General features: G+C 34.7%; 20 protein-coding genes and 2 riboswitches. Of the genes, 19 read left to right on the top strand and 1 reads right to left on the bottom strand.

Annotated features, from left to right (window positions below; genetic code table 11):
* The first annotated feature begins 67 nt into the window (after nt 1-67).
* From ACODSB_RS00710 to ACODSB_RS00675, 8 genes are all read left to right on the top strand, one after another.
* Nucleotides 68-1156 (top strand): homoserine dehydrogenase family protein, encoded by a 1089-nt coding sequence (locus tag ACODSB_RS00710; RefSeq protein ID WP_488935648.1) that lies wholly within the window; start codon nt 68-70, stop codon nt 1154-1156.
* Between the two features lie 544 nt (nt 1157-1700).
* The gene (locus tag ACODSB_RS00705; RefSeq protein WP_488935647.1) at nt 1701-1901 is read left to right on the top strand and encodes a hypothetical protein; all 201 of its coding nucleotides are present in this window, start codon (nt 1701-1703) and stop codon (nt 1899-1901) included.
* Between the two features lie 189 nt (nt 1902-2090).
* Nucleotides 2091-2199, top strand: a riboswitch (SAM riboswitch).
* A gap of 78 nt (nt 2200-2277) precedes the next feature.
* Nucleotides 2278-3261, top strand: a complete 984-nt coding sequence (locus tag ACODSB_RS00700) for an alpha/beta fold hydrolase (protein ID WP_488935646.1) — start codon at nt 2278-2280, stop codon at nt 3259-3261.
* Nucleotide 3262: 1 nt separating this feature from the next.
* Nucleotides 3263-5677: a bifunctional aspartate kinase/homoserine dehydrogenase I gene (thrA, locus tag ACODSB_RS00695; RefSeq protein WP_488935645.1), complete on the top strand. Its 2415-nt coding sequence runs from the start codon at nt 3263-3265 to the stop codon at nt 5675-5677.
* Nucleotides 5678-5753: 76 nt separating this feature from the next.
* A complete protein-coding gene (locus ACODSB_RS00690) occupies nt 5754-6185 on the top strand; it encodes an OsmC family protein (RefSeq protein ID WP_488935644.1) in 432 nt (143 codons plus the stop codon).
* Between the two features lie 119 nt (nt 6186-6304).
* Nucleotides 6305-7477, top strand: coding sequence for a trans-sulfuration enzyme family protein (locus tag ACODSB_RS00685; protein ID WP_180856420.1), 1173 nt, complete (start codon nt 6305-6307; stop codon nt 7475-7477).
* 185 nt (nt 7478-7662) lie between these two features.
* Nucleotides 7663-8163, top strand: coding sequence for an RDD family protein (locus tag ACODSB_RS00680; RefSeq protein ID WP_180856419.1), 501 nt, complete (start codon nt 7663-7665; stop codon nt 8161-8163).
* Between the two features lie 134 nt (nt 8164-8297).
* Entirely contained in the window at nt 8298-8708 is a 411-nt protein-coding gene (locus ACODSB_RS00675; RefSeq protein WP_012023576.1) for an RrF2 family transcriptional regulator, read from the top strand.
* A 100-nt stretch (nt 8709-8808) separates the two neighbouring features.
* Here ACODSB_RS00675 and ACODSB_RS00670 read toward each other — a convergent pair whose 3' ends face one another.
* Nucleotides 8809-9591 carry a sulfite exporter TauE/SafE family protein gene (locus ACODSB_RS00670; RefSeq protein ID WP_488935643.1) on the bottom strand — a complete coding sequence of 261 codons (783 nt, stop codon included), beginning with the start codon at nt 9589-9591 and terminating at the stop codon, nt 8809-8811.
* Between the two features lie 300 nt (nt 9592-9891).
* On the opposite strand from ACODSB_RS00670, the gene ACODSB_RS00665 reads away from it, so the two are divergent.
* From ACODSB_RS00665 to metH, 11 genes are all read left to right on the top strand, one after another.
* Entirely contained in the window at nt 9892-10779 is an 888-nt protein-coding gene (locus ACODSB_RS00665) for a sulfite exporter TauE/SafE family protein (RefSeq protein WP_488935642.1), read from the top strand.
* Nucleotides 10780-10804: 25 nt separating this feature from the next.
* A complete protein-coding gene (locus ACODSB_RS00660; protein WP_488935641.1) occupies nt 10805-11515 on the top strand; it encodes a phosphoadenylyl-sulfate reductase in 711 nt (236 codons plus the stop codon).
* A gap of 243 nt (nt 11516-11758) precedes the next feature.
* A complete protein-coding gene (gene cysD / locus ACODSB_RS00655; RefSeq protein WP_035645595.1) occupies nt 11759-12658 on the top strand; it encodes a sulfate adenylyltransferase subunit CysD in 900 nt (299 codons plus the stop codon).
* A gap of 146 nt (nt 12659-12804) precedes the next feature.
* Nucleotides 12805-14049: a sulfate adenylyltransferase subunit 1 gene (locus tag ACODSB_RS00650; RefSeq protein ID WP_488935730.1), complete on the top strand. Its 1245-nt coding sequence runs from the start codon at nt 12805-12807 to the stop codon at nt 14047-14049.
* A 167-nt stretch (nt 14050-14216) separates the two neighbouring features.
* A complete protein-coding gene (locus ACODSB_RS00645) occupies nt 14217-16307 on the top strand; it encodes a HEPN domain-containing protein (protein ID WP_488935640.1) in 2091 nt (696 codons plus the stop codon).
* Nucleotides 16300-17073, top strand: a complete 774-nt coding sequence (gene cobA, locus ACODSB_RS00640) for a uroporphyrinogen-III C-methyltransferase (RefSeq protein WP_488935639.1) — start codon at nt 16300-16302, stop codon at nt 17071-17073. Before ACODSB_RS00645 ends, cobA begins: the two co-directional genes overlap by 8 nt.
* Nucleotides 17074-17286: 213 nt before the next feature.
* The gene (locus ACODSB_RS00635; protein WP_488935638.1) at nt 17287-17868 is read left to right on the top strand and encodes a precorrin-2 dehydrogenase/sirohydrochlorin ferrochelatase family protein; all 582 of its coding nucleotides are present in this window, start codon (nt 17287-17289) and stop codon (nt 17866-17868) included.
* A gap of 96 nt (nt 17869-17964) precedes the next feature.
* Nucleotides 17965-19017, top strand: coding sequence for an NAD(P)/FAD-dependent oxidoreductase (locus ACODSB_RS00630; RefSeq protein WP_180856412.1), 1053 nt, complete (start codon nt 17965-17967; stop codon nt 19015-19017).
* 327 nt (nt 19018-19344) lie between these two features.
* A riboswitch (SAM riboswitch) is annotated at nt 19345-19461 on the top strand.
* 300 nt (nt 19462-19761) lie between these two features.
* Entirely contained in the window at nt 19762-20766 is a 1005-nt protein-coding gene (locus ACODSB_RS00625; RefSeq protein ID WP_488935637.1) for a homocysteine S-methyltransferase family protein, read from the top strand.
* 164 nt (nt 20767-20930) lie between these two features.
* Nucleotides 20931-21365 (top strand): hypothetical protein, encoded by a 435-nt coding sequence (locus ACODSB_RS00620; protein WP_488935636.1) that lies wholly within the window; start codon nt 20931-20933, stop codon nt 21363-21365.
* 233 nt (nt 21366-21598) lie between these two features.
* The gene (gene metH / locus ACODSB_RS00615) at nt 21599-24274 is read left to right on the top strand and encodes a methionine synthase (protein WP_488935635.1); all 2676 of its coding nucleotides are present in this window, start codon (nt 21599-21601) and stop codon (nt 24272-24274) included.
* The last annotated feature ends 29 nt before the right edge of the window (nt 24275-24303 follow it).

The raw sequence follows: 24303 nt of genomic DNA, 5'->3' as shown, positions 1-24303 counted from the left end.
AAATTAAATGAACTTATATTACTTATATGGTTTACTAAATATAGATATGTTTTAAAAAATTAAAATTATGTCAAAGCTTAAAATAAATATTATCCTTTTTGGGATTGGAAATATAGGAAGTACATTAATCAATCAGATTATAGAAAGTCAGGAGTTTTTTCTGCAAAGTAAAAACGTCGATTTTCATTTTCCAATAATTACCAATTCTACCGTTGCCTTTTTCGAGAAAGAAGGCGTAGGATATGCGTGGGAAACCAATTTTAGAGAATTGGCTGTTCCTTTTAGAGTGCAGGATATTGTCGAATTTGCAAAAGAAAACGAATTCGAAAATTTAATCGCTGTCGATGCAACCGCAAGTGACGAATTGATAGGTCACTATAATACGTTGATCGAAAACGGATTTAATATCGTTGCTGTCAATAAAAAGGCAAATACACTCCCAATTGATCTTTATAAGCAATTGAGAGAAAATCTTAAGAAGTACGACAAAGAGTTTTTGTATGAAACCTCAGTCGATACCGGTTTTCCCGTTTTGCAGACTTTAAGAGATTTGTATTTCTCCGGAGAAAAAATCACCAAAATAAGAGGCGTATTTTCAGATAATCTGAGTTATGTCTTTAATCGTTTTTCTGCCGAAGAAAATACTTTTTCCTCTGTTTTAAAAGATGCAAGCCTTCTCGGATTAATGCGCTCTACTTTTAAAGAAGATTTATCCGGAAATGACACCGCCAGAAAATTGTTGATTTTAACTCGTGAAATTGGTAAAGAATTCGAACTCTCTGATATTAAAATCAATCCGCTTATTGGAGAAGAACATTTGGAGAAAAACGGAATCCTTAATAAAGATGCCATTGACCGATCGTTTAAAATTGCCAAAATAACCCAGAAAGACAATCATGTTTTAAGATATATAGGAGAATTTGATGTCGAGAAAAATACATTAGAAGTCAAATTAGTATCAGAACCTATTACATCGGCCATTGGACAATTAAAAGGTTCCGACTCTATTTTTGAAATTTATACCCAATCTTATGCCAGTACACCCATTGTACTCCAAAGTGCGTCGCCATGCAAACAGGCCATTTCAAGAGGTTTAATTACAGATATTTTAAAAGTAGCTGAAAAGATTAAAAATAAGGAAGCAGTCTGGCTATAAGTGGTTGTAATATTAGTAGTTCTTTGACAGATTGAAACTAAAAGTAAGTTATTTTTTGTAAGATTATACTTCGTTTGGTTCAAATTGTAATTTTGTAGGATGTTTTTTAACGATAAAAAGCTGTTTTTTAACGTTTTTTAAGAAAAAATAGGGTTTTATAACTTGGAATATTGAAAAAATATTCGCACATTTGTAAGACAAGTAAGAACTGTTAAAAACAGCTGATTAATTGTTAAAATAAATATAGCTTTTGAGATCCTAATCACATCTTAAAAAAAGCTTTTTAAAGAAAAGTAAATGCAAGATTTTATTAAAATAACTGTCAAATTGCAAATGAATAAGTCCCTACAGATGAACATGATGTTTAATGTCGCACGTATTTGTGTACACGTCTGTTGATACTAAAAGTATATATAAGTTCTATAAAAACTTAAACCCTTTTGGTATTAAAATCCAAAAGGGTTTTTTTATTCCATTAGGCAGACATAACAAAGAATTAAAAGAAATATAAAGATTTAAAAATAACTAACTTAAACTTAATAATATGAGCGCAATAACTTACTTAAGAAAAAAACTTACAGGGTTCAGAAGTGCAAAAGCTGAAAGAAACAATCCGCCGCCTGTAAATGAATTAATCCACCCAAGTTTCGGTGTAACTGAAACAGATAAAAAAGCGGAGAAAAAAGTACCAAATTCATTATTGTTTTTGATGTACTCAAAAGAAAATGAAACCCTTTTCATCTAACTTGAAAAGCAGCCATAAAATAGGTTAAAACCTGCATGACTTTACTGGGCATTACGTTCGGTATTTTTGTGCGTACAAAAGTTTCTGATTGAATTATGTTTAAGAAATTGAGCAATCAGTTTCATTAAAATTTGTTAGTTTAAGAAATTAGTAGTTAATTTGCACCGTTAAGTTCAAAAACGTATTGAAATGTTATAAAGAAAGGAGGAGGGATTAGACCCGATGAATCCTTAGCAACCCTTCGTTAATTCGAAGAAGGTGCTGCATTCTACCACGCCTAAACGTGGAAAGATAACAACAAGAATTTTTCTAGTTTCAACTCTAGACTTTCTTTCTAATATTTCCACATACAAATCAATAATAAATAGATTTGAAATTGGAAAATATACCAAGGCCCATTATAATTCAAGATTTCATCACCGAAAGTGGTGCGCTGTATCCGTCGTTACCGTTAAGTTTTACACTTTCCGGCAAACCGCTGTATACTACCCCAATTGTTTTGGTAAATCACGCCTTAACCGGAAACGCTCAGGTTACCGGAGAAAATGGCTGGTGGAATGATTTAATAGGCGAAGCAAAAACCATCGATACCAATCAATATACTGTTTTGGCGTTTAATGTTCCCGGAAATGGAAACGATTCGTTTATAATCGAAAACTATCAGGATTTTACAACCAGAGATATCGCTAGAATTTTTATCAAAGGATTAAAAGCTTTAAATATTGAGCAGGTATTTGCCATAATTGGCGGTTCTGTTGGCGGTGGAATTGCCTGGGAAATCCTGGCTTTGGAACCAAACATTACTGAACATTTAATTCCTATTGCAACCGACTGGAAATCTACTGACTGGATGATTGCAAACTGTTTTCTGCAAGAACAAATTCTGAACAATTCTTCAAAACCAATCGAAGATGCCAGAATTCACGCCATGTTATGTTACCGATCTCCTGAATCATTCAAAGAAAAATTCCAACGAACCATCAATCAGGATCTTTTGATTTTTAATATCGAGAGCTGGCTGGCACATCACGGAAAAAAACTACAGCAGCGTTATCAATTAGCATCATACAAATTGATGAACCAACTGCTTAAAACCATAGATATTACGAGAAATAGCGCCGATTTCGAAACGTTAATATCCAAATCAAACGCTGCGATTCATATCGTGGCCATCAATTCAGATTTGTTTTTTACACCAAAAGAAAATCTGGAAACTTACAATGAATTAAAGAAATTTAAAAACAATGTTTTTTACAGCGAAATTGATTCGGTTCACGGACATGACGCTTTTTTAATCGAGTACAAACAATTAGATCATTTACTTGCCGATATTTTTAAGGCAGAAACAATAGCAAAATAAAATGAAAATATTAAAATTTGGTGGTAAATCATTATCAAACGGAGAAGGACTTAACAAAGTAGTTTCAATCATTACTGATAAAGTAAATCAAGGAGAAAAAATTGCCGTGGTCGTTTCTGCGCGCGGAAATGCAACAGATGAATTAGAAGATATTTTAAGAATTGCTGCCAAAAACGGAAATTACAAACCGCTTTTAGAAAGCTTTAAAGCATACCAAACTTCAGATTATCCAAACGTTGATTTATCTGAAGAATTTAATATTTTAGATAAATTATTTGAAGGAGTAAGCTTAATTGGTGATTACAGCAACAAAATCAAAGATCAGATTTTGTCTAAAGGCGAATTGCTTTCGGCTAAATTATTGACTTCAATTTTAGTTGAAAAAGGAATTCCTGCCAATTTCGTTGACACAAGAGAATTATTAAAAACCGATTCTAAATTTGGTGACGCTCAGCCTTTGGAACAACTTTCAAAGAAAAACGTTATCAATTATTTCAAACTTCATAACGGTGAAACAGTAAATATTGTTACGGGTTTCATTGGTTCAAACAACAACAACGACACGACAACTTTAGGGAGAAATGGAAGTAATTATACCGCTTCGTTAATCGCAAATTATCTGGATGCCGAAGAACTTCAAAACTTTACACACGTTGACGGAATCTACACAGCAAACCCGGATTTAGTTGCCGATGCTAAAAAAATCGAATATTTGTCGTTTAATGAAGCAAACGAATTAGCCAATTTTGGTGCAACAATTCTGCACGCCAAAACGATAATTCCTTTATTAGAAAAAAATATTCCGCTTCGTATTTTAAATACATTCAATCACGAAAATCACGGAACCTTAATCACTTCAAATTCTCAAAAAGAAGGAATTAAAACACTTTCTGTTTTAGAAAACGTTTCACTTGTAAACCTTGAAGGACGTGGATTACTAGGAAAATCTGGAGTTGATGCCCGTATTTTTAAAGTAATGGGTGATCACAACATCAGCGTAAGCATTATTTCGCAAGGTTCTTCAGAAAGAGGAATTGGATTGGTTGTGGCAAAAGAAAAAGCAACGCTTGCAATGGTGGAATTAGAAAAAGAGTTCGAAAACGACTTTTATTCTAAAGATGTAAACCAGATCACAGTAACAGATAATGTTTCGGTAATTTCGATTATTGGTCAGGATTTAAGTACGTTCCATAAACCATACACAGCATTAATCAAAAATAAAATAGTTCCCATTTTATTCAACAACACCGTAACAGGTAAAAACGTGAGTTTGGTTGTGAAGAAAGAAGAACTAAACAAAGCTTTAAACGTAATTCACGGAGAGATTTTTGGAGTTTCTAAAAAAATCAACATTGCTATTTTCGGTCACGGATTAGTGGGTGGAACTTTGATTAATCAAATTTTAGAATCGGCTTCTTCAATTGAAAAACGTAAAGATATTAAGCTGAATGTTTTCGCAATTGCGAATTCTAAAAAGCTTCTTTTAAATAAAAATGGCGTAACTTCAAGCTGGAAAAATGACATTGAAACTAAAGGTGAACCGTATACAATCAAAGATATTATCGCTTATGCAAATGAGTATCATTTAGAGAACTTAATTGCAATTGATAATACGGCAAGTGCATCATTCGTAGAAAATTATGTTCCGCTTGTAGAAAGCAGTTTCGACTTGATTTCTTCAAATAAAGTGGCGAATACATTGACCTATGGTTTTTATAAAGAATTAAGAAAAGCTTTAGCAGAAAACCAAAAGAATTATTTATACGAAACTAATGTTGGTGCAGGATTACCATTAATTGACACCATTAAATTACTGCATCTTTCGGGTGAAAATATCACAAAAATTAAAGGCGTTTTCTCAGGAACGTTGAGTTATTTATTCAATAATTTCTCTGCAAAAGATGTTCCGTTCAGCGAAATTCTGAAAGAAGCAATTGATAACGGATATACAGAACCAGACCCGCGTGAGGATTTATGCGGAAATGATGTGGGAAGAAAATTATTGATTTTGGCGAGAGAATTAGATTTACAAAATGAGTTTGAAGAAATCTCCATTCAAAACCTGATTCCGGAACATTTACGCGAAGGAAATGTTGCTGATTTCTTAACCAAATTAAAAGAATTCGATCCAATTTACGAGAAAATAAAAGCCGATCAAAAACCAAATCACGTATTAAGATACATTGGTGAATTGTCTGGTGATTTACAAAATGATAAAGGAAATCTAGAAGTAAAATTAGTTTCTGTTCCTTCAGATACTGCTTTAGGCGGATTAAAAGGTTCTGATTCTTTCTTCGAAATTTACACTGAATCTTACGGAGATCGTCCAATTGTTATTCAGGGAGCTGGTGCAGGCTCTGCGGTAACGGCAAGAGGAGTTTTTGGAGATATTTTGAGATTATCTGATAAAGGGTAATTTGAATTTTAGATTGCAGATTTTCGAGTTTAGATTTTTGATTTGAACTCAAATAAAACAAAAAAAGAAAAATAACATGAAAGTAACTTTGAACAGAGTAAATGACGCTTTTCATTTTAAACTTAAAAATGAACGCGGACATGTAGTTGATGTTGACAGCAGAGCTGAATTTGGCGGAAGCGATTTAGGCGCAAGTCCGATGGAGTTGGTATTAATGGGCGTTGCAGGATGCAGTGCCATTGATATGATTTCGATTTTGAAAAAGCAGCGCCAGGAAATCACTTCTTTTAACGCTGAGGTTGATGGAACGCGTGTACAGATTGAAGAAGCTAAACCTTTTAAAGAAATCGATGTGGTTTTTTATTTAGAAGGCGATATCAATCCAGAAAAAGTGCAACGTGCCGCACAGCTTTCTTTTGAGAAATACTGCTCAGTTGCTAAAACTGTAGAACCAACAGCAACAATCAATTACAAAGTTGTTTTAAACAACATTCAATTAGAAAATTAGTCAATTAAAGAATTAGATAATTCTTTGGACTAACTATTAAATAATGAAAGATTATTTCGCGAAACTCTGTGATCACTTTGTGAAACTCTGCGAAATAACTCTTTTAAATAAACAACACAATGAACGAACAAGAATTTGGTTTTGAAACTAAAGCCATACGTACACATTTAGAAAAAACACAATTTCAGGAACATTCAACTCCTTTGTATTTATCATCAAGTTTTATATTTGAAGATGCAGAGGATATGAGAGCTTCTTTCACGGAAGAAAAAGTCCGCAATATTTACTCCCGTTTCAGCAATCCAAATACAACAGAATTTGTAGACAAAGTTTGTGCAATGGAAGGTGCCGAATCTGGTTATGCTTTTGCAACCGGAATGGCTGCAATATATTCTACGTTTGCCGCATTGTTAGAATCTGGAGATCATATTGTTTCTGCTGGAAGCGTTTTTGGATCAACGCATGCATTGTTCATGACGTATTTTCCAAAATGGAAAATTGAAACTTCATATTTCGATATCAATAAACCGGAAACTATTGAAAGTTTCATCAAACCAAATACTAAAATTCTATATGCTGAAACGCCAACAAATCCTGGTGTAGATGTAATTGATTTAGAATTGTTAGGTCAAATTGCGAAAAAGCACAATTTAATTTTAATAATTGACAACTGTTTTGCTACGCCATATATTCAGCAGCCTATTAAATATGGTGCGCATTTAGTAGTTCATTCGGCAACAAAATTAATAGACGGACAAGGTCGTGTTTTAGGGGGAGTTGTAGTTGGAGAAGCTGAGTTAATTCGTAAAATATACTTGTTTTCAAGAAATACCGGGCCGGCAATGTCGCCATTTAATGCCTGGGTTTTGTCAAAAAGTTTAGAGACTTTGGCTGTTCGTGTAGACAAACATTGTGAAAATGCTTTAAAAGTGGCTGAATTTTTAGAAAGCCATCCAAACGTAAACAGTGTAAAATATCCATTTTTGAAATCACATCCAAAATATGAAATTGCCAAAAAACAAATGCTTTTAGGCGGTAACATTATTGCGATTGAAATTAAAGGCGGTCTTGAAGCAGGAAGAAAATTTTTGGACAAGATTAAATTATGTTCTCTTTCGGCAAATATTGGTGACGTAAAAACGATTGTAACGCATCCTGCGTCAACAACACACAGCAAATTATCTGAAGAAGATCAACTTGCAGTTGGAATCACACAAGGTCTGGTTCGCGTTTCTGTAGGTTTAGAAACCGTAGCAGATGTAATTGCCGATTTAAAGCAAGCGCTGGATTAAATAATTTTAGATTTCTGATTTTAGATATTAGATTTTCTAAACTGTATATAATGACGATTTTTGACTGTAAATTTATTACTGTTAAAAATCGTCATTCTTTTTTGATGGTTATTTGAACAAAAAATATATTTTTGTTTTCGTTATAATTTAAATCTATAATAATCAATTTAATAAACGACCAAACCATGAGTAACTCTACTTACATTCTTGATGAAAAATTATTGGCATCCGGCGGAAGCCGATTTGTAAACTATATTTTAGATATAGTTGTAATCCTTGCTTTAATTTTTATTATTTCTTTAATGATTGCTTTTTTAGGAAATTTTTTGGGCTGGAATGATCTTTTGTACTGGCTTGGTAATTTGAGTGATTTTGAAGGACAGTTAGTTTTTATTGTTATTTCTGTTTTTTATTATTCATTGTCAGAAGGTCTTTTTGGAAGATCACTTGGGAAATTTGTTACGGGAACTGTTGTGGTAGATGAAAATGGCGAAAAACCTTCTTTCGGAACGATTTTTAAGAGATCATTATGCCGACTAATTCCTTTTGAAGTTTTTTCTTTTTTAGGAAGCAGAGGCTGGCATGATTCAATTACTGATACTTATGTTGTCAATAAAAAAGATTTGGAGAAAGAAGTAAAACTATTCCACGAATTCAATTTAATAGGGAACACCGAACTAAATTGATAGAATAAGTAGAATATAAATCTCAATCTGTTATTTTTCTCATTTAAAAAGCCTATTTTTGTTGCAGAATAATATGAAGCTTGTAAATTTTAAAAATAATCTAAAATTTACAGTCTGAAATCTAAAATTTAAAGATGCTTTCAAAGAAAACAAAATACGGAATTAAAGCTTTAACCTATTTAGCCAGACGAGAAAATAACGAACCTGTACAAATAGCGGAAATTGCAAAAAGTGAACATATTTCGATAAAATTTCTGGAAAGTATTTTATTATTATTGAGGAATTCAGGATTTCTTGGTGCAAAAAAAGGTAAAGGCGGCGGATATTATCTGATAAAAGATCCAAAAGATATCAGTATGGCCAAAGTATACCGAATTCTTGAAGGTCCAATTGCATTGCTTCCGTGCGCAAGTCATAATTTCTATGAAAAATGCGATGACTGCGATGATGAATCTACCTGCGCTGCACGACGTTTAATGACAGAAGTAAGAGATAATACACTTAAAATATTAGAAAGCAATTCTCTAGCTGATATCGCTTTTTAAGTTTAAACCATATAAGTTATATAAGTTCATTTTAGACTTTGCACTTGCGGCATAGCTTAATTAAATGAACTTATATAACTTATATGGTTGAAAAAATATTTTAAAAGATCAGTTTATATCCTGCAAGAAAAAGCATTACGGCGATGGCATTTCTAAGGAATAAATCCGGTACTTTTCCGCTTAAACTACTTCCTATATAAATTCCTGGAAGAGATCCCAATAATAATTGTCCTAATAGCGCTAAATCTAAATTTCCCATAGAAGCATGGCCAATTCCTGCAACTAAAGTCAACGGAACAGCATGGGCAATTTCAGTTCCTACCAAACGAGGCGTTGGCAAAAGCGGATAAAGGAAAAATAAAGTTACAGTTCCTAAAGCGCCGGCTCCAATTGAAGTTAAGGTTACAGTAGCTCCCAGTAAAATTCCAATTCCTACAGTAAGCATATTTTGAGTATGGCTTTCGCTGTGAAATTTATCACCGGCATGTTTTTGAGAAAACTTTAAAATTCTGTTTTTAAATATAATAGCAATTGAAGTGAATAATAGAGCCCAGCCTAAACTGTATTTAATTACACGATTAATAGTTTCAATATCTGTTTTAATACTATTTAATATCCATAAAGTCACTAAAGCAGCAGGAACACTTCCTAATGTGAGCCAGCCGGTAATTTTCCAGTTTATATTTCCCTTTTTATTGTGTACAAATACACCACCGGCTTTAGTAAAAGCGGCATAAAGCAAATCTGTTCCCACTGCGGTTGTTGGCGGAATATTAAAAAATAATAAAATTGGAGTCATTAAAGAACCGCCTCCAACGCCAGTCAATCCAACAATAAAACCTACTACTAAACCTGCAATTACAAGACCTATTTGAAAATCCATACAAAAAATTTGTCGCTAAAATAACGACATTTTTATAATTATCCTATGGAAATTGTAGAGATTAAGATTTTTATTTGATAACCAAATAATTCGAGCCATTATATTGTTTAAATAACATGTTATACGGTGTTATTTGTGAAATTAATTCAATTATTTGTTTCAATGTGATCCAGAGGAAGTTAAAGGTTTAAAAAAACGAGAATATTTGTTTTGATTTTTAGAAATAAATAGTATTTTTGCAAAGTAATCTATTAACCCGATAGGGTAATAGGTTTTGAAAACAAATCGAATCATTTTAATATGGAAAGAGAACTGAAAATAAATACCGCCGATTCTTTTAAAGAAAAGCTATGGATTGGAATTCCTGTTGTTTTACTAGTAAGTTTATTAACTGTATTAATATACAATCATTACACTGAATTTTCGTGGAATGGATTTGTAGAAGGATTTAATGAAGAATTTTTAGTGTTTTTTGCCATTGGAGTTTTCGCTCAATTAGTTGACGGAACTTTAGGAATGGGTTACGGAGCAACTTCAACGTCATTTTTATTGGCTTATGGAGTTCCGCCGGTTGTAAGCAGTACGGCAGTTCACGTTTCAGAAATGTTTACAACAGGAGCGTCGGCACTTTCGCATCACCGATTTGGGAACATCAATAAAAAATTGACAAAACATTTATTAATTCCGGGAGTTTTAGGTTCAATTACAGGAGCTTATTTATTGTCTGATGTTATTAATGGGGATGTTATTAAACCATTTATTGCAGTTTACATGATTATTTTGGCAGTTGTTATCATCAGAAAAGCATTGAAAAAAACAATTGTAAAGAAGAAAACGAAAAGATTAGGCGCTTTAGCTGTTTTTGGAGGTTTTATGGATTCGGTTGGCGGCGGAGGCTGGGGACCAATCGTAACTTCAACATTATTAGGAAGAGGAAGAAATCCAAGATATACAATTGGTTCAGTAAATGCAGCGGAGTTTGCGATTTCATTTGCAAGTGGTATTACTTTTATGCTTTTTGGAGGAATTCATGGCTGGCAGGTAATCATCGGATTAATTTTAGGAGGCGTTATTTCAGCACCATTAGCAGCATATTTGGTAAACAAAATCAAAAGAAAACCAATGATGATTGCCGTTGGAATTCTAATTATATTATTGAGTTTAAAAACATTATCTAAATTATTGTAATTCTTTAGATACGGAGAAAGAGATTATGAGTGCGATTATTGTACAAGAATTATTAGAGAAAACAAAAGATTTTTCGCTGGATCAAACCTTAGTTTTTTTAGCAGAAAAATTTCCGGGGAAAGTAATTTTTTCCACTTCTTTTGGACAGGAAGATCAGGTGATTACAGATTTTATTGCCAAAAGTAATACTGATATTACCGTTTTTACTTTAGACACGGGAAGATTATTTCAGGAAACTTACGACGTTTTTCACAAAACATTAAAAAAGTATAAAAGACCTATTGAAGTTTTTTTTCCAGAAGCTGCGGCGGTAGAAAATCTTCTAAAAGAAAAAGGCCCAAACAGCTTTTACGATTCAGTAGAAAATAGAAAAGAATGCTGTTTTATTCGAAAAGTAGTTCCGTTAAGAAAAGCCTTAGCAGGAAATTCAGTTTGGATTACAGGTTTAAGAGCTGAACAATCAGAAAACAGACATGATTTAAGTTTGTTTGAATATGACGGAAACTTCGAAATCATAAAATTCAATCCGTTATTAAAATGGACTTTAGAAGAAGTTGAAACGTATTTATCAGAAAACAATGTTCCTCAAAATGTTTTACACAAACAAGGTTTCGTTAGTATTGGCTGCGCACCGTGTACAAGAGCAATTTTTCCGGGCGAAGATATCAGAGCCGGAAGATGGTGGTGGGAATCAAGCCATAAAGAATGTGGTTTGCATAGCGCTAAGAAAGAATAATTAGAAGCAAGAGGCAAGAAAATAGAATAAAGAATATAGATTTAAAGTTCCGGAGGAACGATTCATATTGTAGCGCCGGATTTTAATCCGGGGGAGAATGAAGATTTATATTGCGGCATCGGGTTTCAACCTGATGGATGAATGGAAGAGAGAATAGAAAACAGAATAAATAGTGTAAAGTTTTAGAGTAACTCACAACTTAAAACCTGAAACTTGAAACTAAAAAATATCAAACAAAAAACAATGAGTTCAGTATTAAAAACAAACGCTTTAGAGAGTGAAGCGATATACATTTTCAGAGAAGTAATTTCACAGTTTGACAAACCGGTTTTACTTTTCTCAGGAGGAAAAGATTCTATCACATTAGTGCGTTTAGCGCAAAAAGCATTTTTCCCTGCTAAGATTCCGTTTCCTCTATTGCACGTTGATACGGGGCATAATTTCCCTGAAACAATCGCTTTCAGAGATAAATTGGTAGAAGAATTAGGTTTGGAATTAATCGTTCGTAATGTTCAGGATGCTATTGATGAAGGAAAAGTGGTTGAAGAAACTGGTAAATATTCAAGCCGTAACAGCTTGCAGACAACAACACTTTTAGATGCAATTGAAGAATTTAAGTTTGATGCTTGTATTGGTGGAGCACGTCGTGATGAAGAAAAAGCAAGAGCTAAAGAACGTATTTTCTCTGTTCGTGATGATTTCGGACAATGGGACGAAAAAAATCAAAGACCTGAATTGTTTGATATTTTAAATGGAAAAATTGAAAATGGACAAAACGTTCGTGTTTTCCCAATTTCAAACTGGACAGAATTAGATGTTTGGAGTTATATCGAAAAAGAACACATTGAGATTCCATCAATCTATTTTTCACATAAAAGAAAAGTTTTTTTGAGAGACGGTTTAATCTGGTCGCATTCTCCTTTTGTGTATCAGGAAGAAGACGAACAAATCGAAGAACGAATTGTTCGTTTCAGAACCGTTGGAGATATGAGTTGTACAGCAGCAGTTGAATCTTACGCAGCAACAATCGAAGAAGTTGTTGGCGAAATCAGAGAATCAACAATTTCTGAAAGAGGAGCCAGAATTGATGACAAACGCTCTGAAGCTGCAATGGAAAAGAGAAAACAACAAGGATACTTTTAATAATTGTTAATTATGAATTGTTAATTGTAAATGCAATTCAGAACGAAATTTTAAAAGTAAAAATCAAGAAAACAAAAAATATACAGACTTATAAGTTTCGAGAGAACATGAAACCTGAAACTTTAAACCTGAAACAATATACAAGAATGGAAGTTTTAAAAATAGCAACAGCAGGAAGTGTAGATGACGGAAAAAGTACTTTGATCGGGAGATTATTGTATGATACAAAATCATTAACGACTGATAAAATAGAAGCAATCGAAAAAAGCAGTAAACAAAAAGGATACGATTACCTTGATTTTTCTTTGGCGACTGATGGTTTAGTAGCAGAAAGAGAACAAGGAATCACGATTGACGTTGCGCATATTTATTTTTCGACTGCAAAGAAAAGTTACATTATTGCCGATACTCCGGGTCACGTAGAATATACAAGAAACATGGTTACAGGAGCTTCGACTTCTCAGGTTTCTATCATTTTAATTGATGCCAGAAAAGGAGTAATTGAGCAGACTTACCGTCACTTTTTCATCAATAATTTATTGAGGGTAAAAGAAGTAATTGTTGCGATTAACAAAATGGATTTAGTTGATTATTCGGAAGAAGTTTTCAACAAAATCAAAGCCGATTTTCAGGCATTAAATGCAAAAAGCACATTCAAAGAGCAAAACGTAAGTTATATTCCGTTAAGTGCAATCAACGGCGGAAACGTGGTTGATAAATCTGAGAATATGCCTTGGTACGACGGACAAACTGTATTGGAACATTTAGAAGGATTACATGCTCATGATGTTTTTGAAACAGGAAAAGCACGTTTCCCGGTTCAGACTGTGATTCGTCCTAAAACTGAAGAATACCACGACTTTAGAGGTTACGCAGGAAAATTATACGGAAACTCAATCAAAGTTGGAGATGCCGTAACAGTTCTTCCTTCTTTAACAGAATCAAAAGTATCTAAAATTCACTTTTTCGATAAACAATTTGACGAAGCCGTTGCAGGTTCTTCAATCACAATCGAATTAGAAAATGATATCAATGTGACGAGAGGTGATATGATTGTAAAATCATCAGAACTTCCAAAAATTGAAAAAGAAATCACAACAACAGTTTGCTGGATGGACAGCAAAAAACTGGTTGCAGGAACAAAATACATTGTACAGCACAATACAAATTCGGTTTTAGCAAAAGTAGAAAGTATTAAAAATACAATTTCAACAGACTATTCCGGAACAAAAGAAGCTTCACAATTAGCCATCAACGAAATTGGAGAAGTAAGTATCAAATTAAGCAAGCCTTTATATTTTGACGCTTACAACGAAAACAAATCAAACGGAGCTTTTATCTTAATTGATACAGCAACAAACACAACAGCAGGAGTAGGATTCATTCGTTAGTTTTACTGCTGTAAGCAATAAGCTTTAGGCTGTAAGCTTTTAGCAAAAAACGTATAAAAAGGCATGCAATAAAGCTTACGGCTTATTGTCTAAAAGCCTAAAGCAAGAAAACACAAAGTTTAAGAAGCTTATAGCCTAAAGCTTAAAGCCTAAAGCATCAAAAAGAAATGGAAAGTTTTAGAACAGAAATAGAAAATCCGGTAGTTCAAAGAGAGATTATCGAATTAGAAAAAAAGATTCATTTATTCCGTGGAGGAAAAATTGATGATGAGCGTTTTCGTAGTCTTCGTTTAGCGCGTGGAATCTACGGTCAGCGCCAAGAAGGCGTTCAGATGATTCGTATCAAATTGCCTTACGGTAAAGTTACCAGCGAGCAATTGGTGCGTATTACACAAGTTTCTGATGAATATTCTACAGGACGTTTGCATATTACGACACGTCAGGATATCCAGATTCACTACGTGAGTTTAGACAGAACACCAGAACTTTGGGCAGATTTGGCTAAAGATGATATTACACTTCGTGAAGCTTGTGGAAACACGGTTAGAAATATTACAGGAAGTGAATTAGCTGGAGTTGACGTAAACGAACCGTTTGATGTTTCGCCTTATGCACACGGACTTTTTCAATATTTGTTAAGAAACCCGATTTGTCAGGAAATGGGACGTAAATTCAAAATTTCGTTCTCTTCTTCAGACGAAGATACGGCGCTGAGTTATTTACACGATTTAGGATTTATTCCGAAAATTAAAGACGGGCAAAAAGGTTTCAAAATCATGTTTGGAGGAGGTTTAGGATCTCAGCCAGCACATGCCGAATTACTTTCAGAATTCGTTCCGGTTAATGAAATCATTCCAACAGCTGAAGGAATCATCCGTATTTTCGACAGATATGGTGAGCGTGCAAAAAGAATGAAAGCACGTATGAAATTCTTAATCAAAGAAATGGGAAGAGATGTTTTCCTTGATTTGGTTGAACAAGAGAAAAAAGCAATCGCTTTTGAAACATACGAAATAGATACAACAGCTTTTGATGGTCCAATTCCAGAACCATTATTAGAAGTTCCACAAGTTACAATCGAAGATACTGCAGCTTATGAAGCTTGGAAAAATTCGAATGTAATCAAGCAGAAGCAAGAAGGTTATTACGCTATTGGAATTAAAATTTTATTAGGAGATTTTTATACTGATAAAGCCCGATTATTAGCCGCTTTAATTAAAAATTACGGAGCAAATGAATTACGTTTTTCATTGCGTCAAAATATTGTAATACGTCATATAAAAGAAGCCAATTTACCTTTCTTTTATCAGGAATTAGCCAAGTTAGATTTTGTTCAATTGGGGTATAATTCTACGGGTGATATTACGGCATGTCCGGGTACTGATACTTGTAATTTGGGGATTGCAAGTAGTACCGGTATTGCAGAAGAATTAGAAAGAGTTTTAACTGCCGAATATCCTCAGTATTTAAATAACCGTGAAATCGAAATTAAAATTTCAGGTTGTATGAATGCCTGCGGACAGCATAATATGTCTGCAATTGGATTCCAGGGAATGTCTATCAACTCAGGAAAACTGGTTGCTCCGGCTTTACAAGTTTTATTAGGCGGAGGAAGATTAGGAAATGGAGCGGGACGTTTTGCTGATAAAGTAATCAAAGTACCGAGTCGTAGAGGTCCTGATGCATTGCGTACCATCTTAAATGATTTTGATGCTAACGGAAGCGGACAAAAATTCCTAGATTATTATGATACAAAAGGAGAAAAATATTTCTACGAAATCTTAAAACCTTTTGCAGATGTAACCAATTTAACAGAAGCTGATTTTGTGGATTGGGGTAACGCAGACAATTACGTAAAAGCAGTTGGAGTAGGAGAATGTGCCGGAGTTGTGATCGATTTAGTAGCGACATTATTGTTTGAAGCTAAAGAGAAATTAATCCTGGCTGAGGAATCTTTCGACAACCAAAAATGGTCAGATGCAATTTATCATGCTTACGCAGGATTTGTAAACGGAGCAAAAGCTTTGTTATTGGCAGAAAACCAAAAAACAAACCATCACGCAGGAATTGTTGATTTGTTTGATACCGTTTTTATCGAAAATAATAAAATCGAATTAAACTCAACTTTTAAAGACTTGGTTTACCAAATCAATAAAAATGAACCATCAGAAGCTTTCGCTAAAGATTACATTGCTCAGGCAGTAGTTTTCTTTGACAAAATCGAAACTTTCAGAGCTCAGGAATTAGCAAATGCATAATATAAAACCCAAAATAACTTTAGTCGGTGCAGGTCCGGGCGATCCCGATTTACTTACGCTGAAAGCTGTAAAAGCATTGGCTGAAGCAAATGTGGTTTTATACGACGCTTTGGCCAACGAAGAAATTCTGGATTATGCACCAAAAAATGCCATTCGAATTTTTGTTGGAAAAAGAATCGGAAATCATGCTTACACGCAAGATCAAATTAATCAATTGATTGTTGACAATGCATTGACTTATGGAAATGTAGTGCGATTAAAAGGCGGAGATCCATTTATTTTTGGAAGAGGTGGAGAAGAAATTGATTTTGCAGAAAGCTTCGGAATTGAAACGATCATAGTTCCAGGAATTTCATCTGTAGTTGCCGTTCCTGCAAGTCAGGGAATTTCAATTACAAAACGTGGCGTTTCAGAAAGCTTTTGGGCGATTACCGGAACAACTTCTGATAGAAAATTATCTTCAGATGTAGCTTTGGCAGCACAATCATCTGCAACAGTTGTGATTTTGATGGGAATGCACAAATTGCCTCAAATCATCGAGTTGTTCCAGAAAGAAGATAAAGGAAATTTACCTGTTGCGATCATTCAAAACGGAACAACAACAGAAGAAAAAGTGGGAGTTGGAACAGTAGATTCGATTTTAGAAGTTGTAAAACAAAAAGAATTAGGTTCACCGGCGATTATTGTTCTTGGAGAAGTTGTGAGAGAAAGCAATAAATTAAAAGGATTTTACGAAGAATTTCTATCAAAAGAAGTTTCAAGATAAAGTTCCGAAGGAACGATTCATATTGTAGCGTCGGGTTTCAACCCGATGGACGTATGGCAATAACATTGGATTTTAACCCAATTTTGCCAAAGAGAATGTTCCGTTAGGAACATTTGGTCGGTAGAAAAAAATAAATGTTCCCAATAAAAATGTTCCGTTAGGAACAATTCGTTGGTAAATCATCTAATTTTGATTAGATGAAAATAAATTAAAATGGAACAAAACGAATTATATCCAATATTTCTAAAGCTTCACAATTTAAATGTACTGATTGTAGGCGGAGGAAATGTAGGTCTGGAAAAGCTTTCTTTCTTGCTAAAGTCAAGTCCGAATGCAAATGTTGAGGTAGTAGCAAAAGAATTTCATTTAGAAATTAAAGTTTTAGCAGAAAATCATCCTTCGATAAAATTGACAAAATCGAAGTTTAAAAAGAAAATGCTCAAAAAGCTTCACATGGTAATTGCCTGCACAGACGATTTGAAAGTGAATAAAAGGGTTTATGATTTAGCGAGAAAGCGTTATTTGATTTGCAATATCGCCGATACGCCCGATTTATGTGACTATTATTTAGGTGGAATCGTAACAAAAGGAAATGTAAAAATTGCTATTTCGACCAACGGAAAATCGCCAACAACGGCCAAAAGGCTTCGGGAATTTTTTGAAGAAGTAATTCCGGAAGATATAAATCAAATGGTTGAAAACCTCAATGAATATCGTAAAACCTTAAAAGGTAATTTTGAAGAAAAAGTGAAGAGAATGAATGAGATAACATCTTCGCTCAAAAATAAAGAGTAACATACAGGAGAAATGAATAATGATAAAAATCATTGTCAGGAGAATAAATTATTCGTTTCTTTGTATTATTAAGAATGATTATAAACAATAACCATAATGATTAAAACAGATATACTTATAATTGGAGCAGGACCAACAGGTTTATTTGCCGTTTTCGAGGCAGGATTGTTAAAATTGAAATGCCACATTTTAGATGCTTTGCCTCAGCCAGGAGGACAGCTTTCAGAATTATATCCTAAAAAACCTATCTATGATATTCCAGGTTTCCCAGAAGTTTTAGCCGGAGATTTAGTTGATGGTTTAATGGAGCAAATTAAACAATTCGAGCCAGGATTTACTTTAGGAGAGCGTGCAGAAACAATCGAAAAACAAGAAGACGGATCTTTCATTGTAACTTCAAACAAAGGAACTAAATTTCATGCGCCAGTTATAGCAATCGCTGGAGGTTTAGGAAGTTTTGAGCCTCGTAAACCACTTATTGAAGATATCGAGTTTTATGAAGATAAAGGAGTAAAATATTTCATCAAGAATCCTGAGAAGTTTAGAGATAAAAGAGTTGTAATTGCAGGAGGAGGAGATTCAGCGTTAGACTGGTCAATTTTCTTAGCAAATGTAGCCTCAGAAGTAACTTTAATTCACAGAAGAAACGAATTTAGAGGAGCTTTAGATTCTGTAGAAAAAGTACAGGAATTAAAAACAGCTGGAAAAATCAAATTAATAACTCCAGCAGAAGTTATTGGAATCAATGGTGCTGAGCACGTTGAATCATTAGATATCGAAGAAAACGGAGCACACCGTAAAATCGAAACGGATTATTTTATCCCGCTTTTCGGATTAACACCAAAATTAGGTCCAATTGGAGACTGGGGATTAGAAATCGAGAAAAATGCAATCAAAGTAAACAATGCATTAGATTACCAAACCAACATTCCGGGAATCTTTGCCATTGGAGACGTAAACACATATCCAGGAAAATTAAAGTTAATCCTTTGCGGTTTCCACGAAGCAACTTTAATGTGTCAGGCTGCATACGGAATCATAAACCCAGGTAAAAAATATGTATTGAAATATACAACAGTTTCTGGTGTAGACGGTTTCGACGGAACTCGTAAAGAAGCTCCAAAAGCAGTTGTGAAAGCGATTGTCTAGTTTCTGAGACTCTAAGATTTTATATACAAGCTCAAACTTTTAGTTTGAGCTTTTTCATTTAATTATGCATTGATGTTTTAAGAAATCTACATAAAATATAGCCAGTGGTTTCAACCACTGGAACGCAATCCATACAAATGATTACAATACGAAAAGAATTATCACAATACGTTTCCCGTGGTTGAAACCACGGGCTATGTTTGAAAAACAGTATTCAATTTTAAAACCTTAGAATCTTAGCATCTTAGAACCTCAGAACCTTACAAAAAAAACATTTGCAAATCGAAACCCTATTTCATACCTTTGCACTGTTCTTAAAATTATTGTCAGTTATCACGAAAGGCGGAGGGATAGACCCGATGAAACCTTAGCAACCCTTTATCATAAAGAAGGTGCTAAATTCTACTTTATACAACATTTTCCAGTATTAAAGATAGATAACACAAATACATTACTCGTATTTCTCAAAACTTTTCCAGACAACTACAATATTTACTGAAACAGATTCTGTATCAGGAGCGAATCATTGGCGCATTTTTACAGTCAATAGTTCCCGCTTTTCGTTGCAATCTTTTGCTTTTTTAAAGAAAAAAATCAAAAGGATTTCCACTTCAATCGGGGCTAATGAGCTGGCAATAGTGCACTTTTGGAATTAATGTAAAAAAAATATCGAAGGCAAACAGAGCCTTCAAAATTAAAAATAAAAAAAGCTTTGTGCCTTAGCGCCTTAGCGGCAAATACAAGATGGCAATAACAATTCAAGAAGCAATAAAAAAAAATATCCTAATCCTTGACGGAGCAATGGGGACAATGCTGCAGCGTTATAATTTCTCAGAAGAAGATTTTAGAGGAGAGCGTTTCAAAGATTTTCCGCATCCGCTAAAAGGAAACAACGATTTACTATCCCTAACACAACCACAAGCGATCCGCGATGTTCATGCCGCTTATTATGAAGCTGGTGCTGACATCGTAGAAACCAATACCTTCTCAGGAACGACAATCGGTATGGCCGATTATCACATGGAAGATTTGGTTTACGAGTTAAACTATGAATCGGCAAAAATCGCCAGACAAGTTGCGGATGAGTTTACTGCTAAAAATCCAGAAAAACCACGTTTCGTAGCCGGTTCAATCGGTCCGACAAACAGAACGGCAAGTATGTCACCAGATGTAAACGATCCGGGTTACAGAGCCGTAACGTTTGACGATTTGCGAATCGCATACAAACAACAAGCTGAAGCTTTAATGGATGGTGGTTGTGATTTACTTTTAGTAGAAACAATCTTCGATACATTAAACGCAAAAGCAGCACTTTTTGCAATCGAAGAAGTAAAAGAAGAACGAAATCTGGATATTCCAATCATGGTTTCGGGGACAATTACAGATGCATCTGGAAGAACACTTTCAGGGCAGACTGTTGAAGCGTTTTTGATTTCAGTTTCACATATTCCGTTATTAAGTGTAGGATTCAATTGCGCTCTTGGAGCCGATTTATTGAAACCGTATTTAAAAACATTAGCGCATAATACAAGCTTTAATGTTTCGGCACATCCAAATGCAGGATTGCCAAATGCTTTCGGACAATACGATGAAACACCGGAACAAACGCAGGCTTTCATTAAAGAATATTTAGACGATAATTTAATCAATATAATTGGTGGCTGCTGCGGAACAACTCCGGATCATATTCGATTAATTGCTGAGATTGCAAAGGATTATAAGCCGAGAGTCGCACCAGTTATTGCGTAAACGTTTCCTGCAAGGTTTCCAAAACCTTGTAGGTATGATTTTGTTTGCGAATAAAAGTAGAAACCAAAAAGGTTTTGAAAACCTTCAGGTTGAATTGAAATTGAAATATTCTGTAGGAATAAATGTTTGGGAATAACAGAATTTATTCAGTTGAAAATTAAAAAGTGGAAGAAAACAAAAGAGATTTAGATAAAATCAAAGGAGTTATAGGAATAGCTCTGCTTGCACTAATATTTCTGTTTAGTATTTTTTCGAATAAGAATGAAAAGAAGTATGATGAATACGATAAAAATTTAAAAGGTGAAACCATAGGGCTTACAACTAGAGTCAAATACCACAGAAAAACTAGGTCTTTGAGATATTATTTTTATACAAATAAAAAAGTTTTAGCTGAGGTTTCTAGTGATTATGGACATTTAAATAAGTTTTATAAAGTAAAGTACGATTTAGACAACCCAGAAAAAAACTATATAGTTTTAGAAGAAGAATTAGAACCTGATTCAATTTCATTAGTTAAAGCAGGATTTACTAAAACTAAATATTACATATATGATGCAGGAGTAACTTGCAAATATATAGAGCATTCAAAATGGAAATAAATGTTCCGTAGGAACAAATGGTTGGTAGCATTGCGTGAGGGATAGAAGCGGTTAGCCCACAGCCTGACGAAGGAAGAGCGAGGACTAAAAGCGGATAGCCCGACCCGGAGGGACACGCCCAAATTAATAAACATAAATACCTACAAGGTTTTAAAAACCTTGCAGGAACACAAATAGAGAATAAAAAAACTTAGAATCTAAGCATCTTAGAATCTTAGTAACTGAAAAAGAAAATGACAGAAAAAAGAAGAGACCTTGTATTATCAGGATTAGAACCATTAATTATTACGCCGGAAAGTGTTTTCGTGAATGTTGGAGAGCGTACGAATGTAACAGGTTCAAGAAAATTCCTGAGATTAATCAAGGAAGAGAAATATGACGAGGCACTTGATATTGCAAGACAACAGGTAGAAGGAGGAGCGCAGATCATCGATATTAATATGGATGAAGGAATGCTTGATGGCGTTAATGCAATGACTAAATTTTTGAATTTAATCGCTGCAGAACCGGATATTTCGAGAGTTCCGATTATGATCGACAGTTCGAAATGGGAAATCATTGAAGCAGGTCTGAAAGTAGTACAAGGAAAAAGCGTTGTAAACTCGATTTCGTTAAAAGAAGGCGAAGAAGCCTTTATTCATCACGCGCGATTAATCAAACGTTACGGAGCGGCGGCAATTATCATGGCTTTTGACGAAGTTGGTCAGGCCGATAATTTCGACCGAAGAGTTGAGATTTGTCAGCGTTCGTATGATATTTTGGTGAACAAAGTAGGGTTTCCTCCACAGGATATTATTTTCGATTTAAATATTTTCCCGGTTGCAACCGGAATGGAAGAACATCGCTTAAATGCTTTGGACTTTTTTAGAGGAACAAAATGGGTTCGCGATAATTTACCTCACGCACATATCAGCGGTGGAGTGAGTAACGTTTCGTTCTCTTTTAGAGGAAATGATCACGTTCGTGAAGCCATGCACTCCGTGTTTTTATACCACGCGATTAAAAACGGAATGACGATGGGAATCGTAAATCCGGAGATGCTTACGATTTACGATGATATTCCGAAAGACTTATTAGAACACGTTGAAGACGTAATTTTAGATAGACGCGACGATGCGACAGAACGACTTTTAGATTTTGCAGAAAATGTAAAAGGTGAGGCAAAGAGCGATGAAAAAGTAGTTCAGGAATGGCGTTTTGGAACCGTTCAGGAGCGTATTACACATTCATTGGTAAAAGGGATTGATGGTTTTATCGAAGAAGATGTTGAAGAAGCACGTTTAGCAGCAACAAAACCAATTGAAGTTATCGAAATCAATTTGATGACGGGAATGAATGTCGTTGGAGATTTATTCGGAAGCGGAAAAATGTTCCTGCCTCAGGTTGTAAAATCGGCTCGTGTAATGAAAAAAGCTGTGGCTTATTTACTGCCATTTATTGAAGCAAGCAAACAAGCGGGAGACAAACAAGGAAACGGAAAAATCCTGATGGCGACCGTAAAAGGTGACGTTCACGATATTGGTAAAAACATTGTTTCGGTGGTTTTGGCTTGTAATAATTACGAGATTGTAGATCTTGGTGTTATGGTGCCTCCGGAAAAAATTATTGCTGCGGCGATTGAACACAATGTAGATATCATAGGTTTAAGCGGACTGATCACGCCTTCGCTTGACGAAATGGTGTATTTAGCCAAAGAATTAGACAAACAAGATATTAAAATCCCAATTATGATTGGCGGGGCAACAACTTCACGTGCACATACAGCCGTGAAAATTGCGCCTCAATACAGAGAAACTGTAATTCACGTAAACGATGCTTCGAGAGCCGTTACTGTTGCAGGAAACCTGTTAGATCATAACCGAAAAATATATGCGGCAGATATTCGTGCAGAATACGACTCGTTTAGAGAAACATTTTTAAATCGTTCGAGAGATAAAAACTTCCTGACGATTGAAGATGCCCGTAAAAACAAATTACCATTAGATTGGTCTGAATATACACCAACTAAACCAAAAGTAATTGGCGCACAAACTATTGAAATAGAACTGGATGTTTTGGTTCCGTATATCGACTGGACACCATTTTTTCAGACTTGGGAATTGTACGGGAAATATCCGGCAATTTTAACGGATGAGGTTGTGGGAGAACAAGCTACTTCTGTTTTTAACGATGCTCAGGCGATGTTGAAAGTGATTTTAGAAGAGAAAAAGCTGAAAGCAAAAGGTATTTACGGAATTTTCCCTGCGAATCAGGTTGACGATGATGACATCGAATTGCGTGATGAAAACGGAAAAGTTCTAGAGAAATTCTTAACACTTCGCCAGCAGTCACAAAAAACAAAAGGTGCTCCAAACATCGCTTTGTCGGATTTTATTCTGCCAAAAGAAAGCGGAATAACCGATTATATGGGAGCTTTTTGTGTAACCACAGGTTTTGGTGTTGACGAATGGGCAGCGGAATATGAAAAGAATTTAGACGACTACAATTCGATTATGGTAAAAGCGCTTGCCGATCGTTTTGCTGAGGCTTTCGCCGAATATCTTCACGAAAAAGTTCGTAAAGATTTCTGGGGTTATGATTCAGAAGAATCTTTAACCAACGAAGAATTGATTAAAGAAAATTATAAAGGAATTCGTCCTGCTCCAGGTTATCCGGCTTGTCCAGATCACTTGGAGAAACCAACGATTTGGAAGCTTTTAAATGTAGCCGAAGAAATTGGTGTGACTTTGACAGAAAGCATGGCGATGTGGCCGGCTTCATCAGTTTCTGGATATTATTTCGGGAATCCAAAAAGCAGGTATTTCGGACTCGGAAAAATAAAAGAAGATCAGGTAGTAGATTACGCCAAACGACGCAATGTTCCAACTGATTACGCCATGAAATGGTTAAACCCTAATATAGCAGATTAACGAAAAGTTATTTTAGTTTCAAGTTTCAG

It is taken from the genome of Flavobacterium sp. FG68 (genome assembly GCF_057808895.1).
The sequence above is the reverse complement of the archived record's forward strand: the minus strand, read 5'-3'. Positions and strand labels throughout refer to the sequence as shown.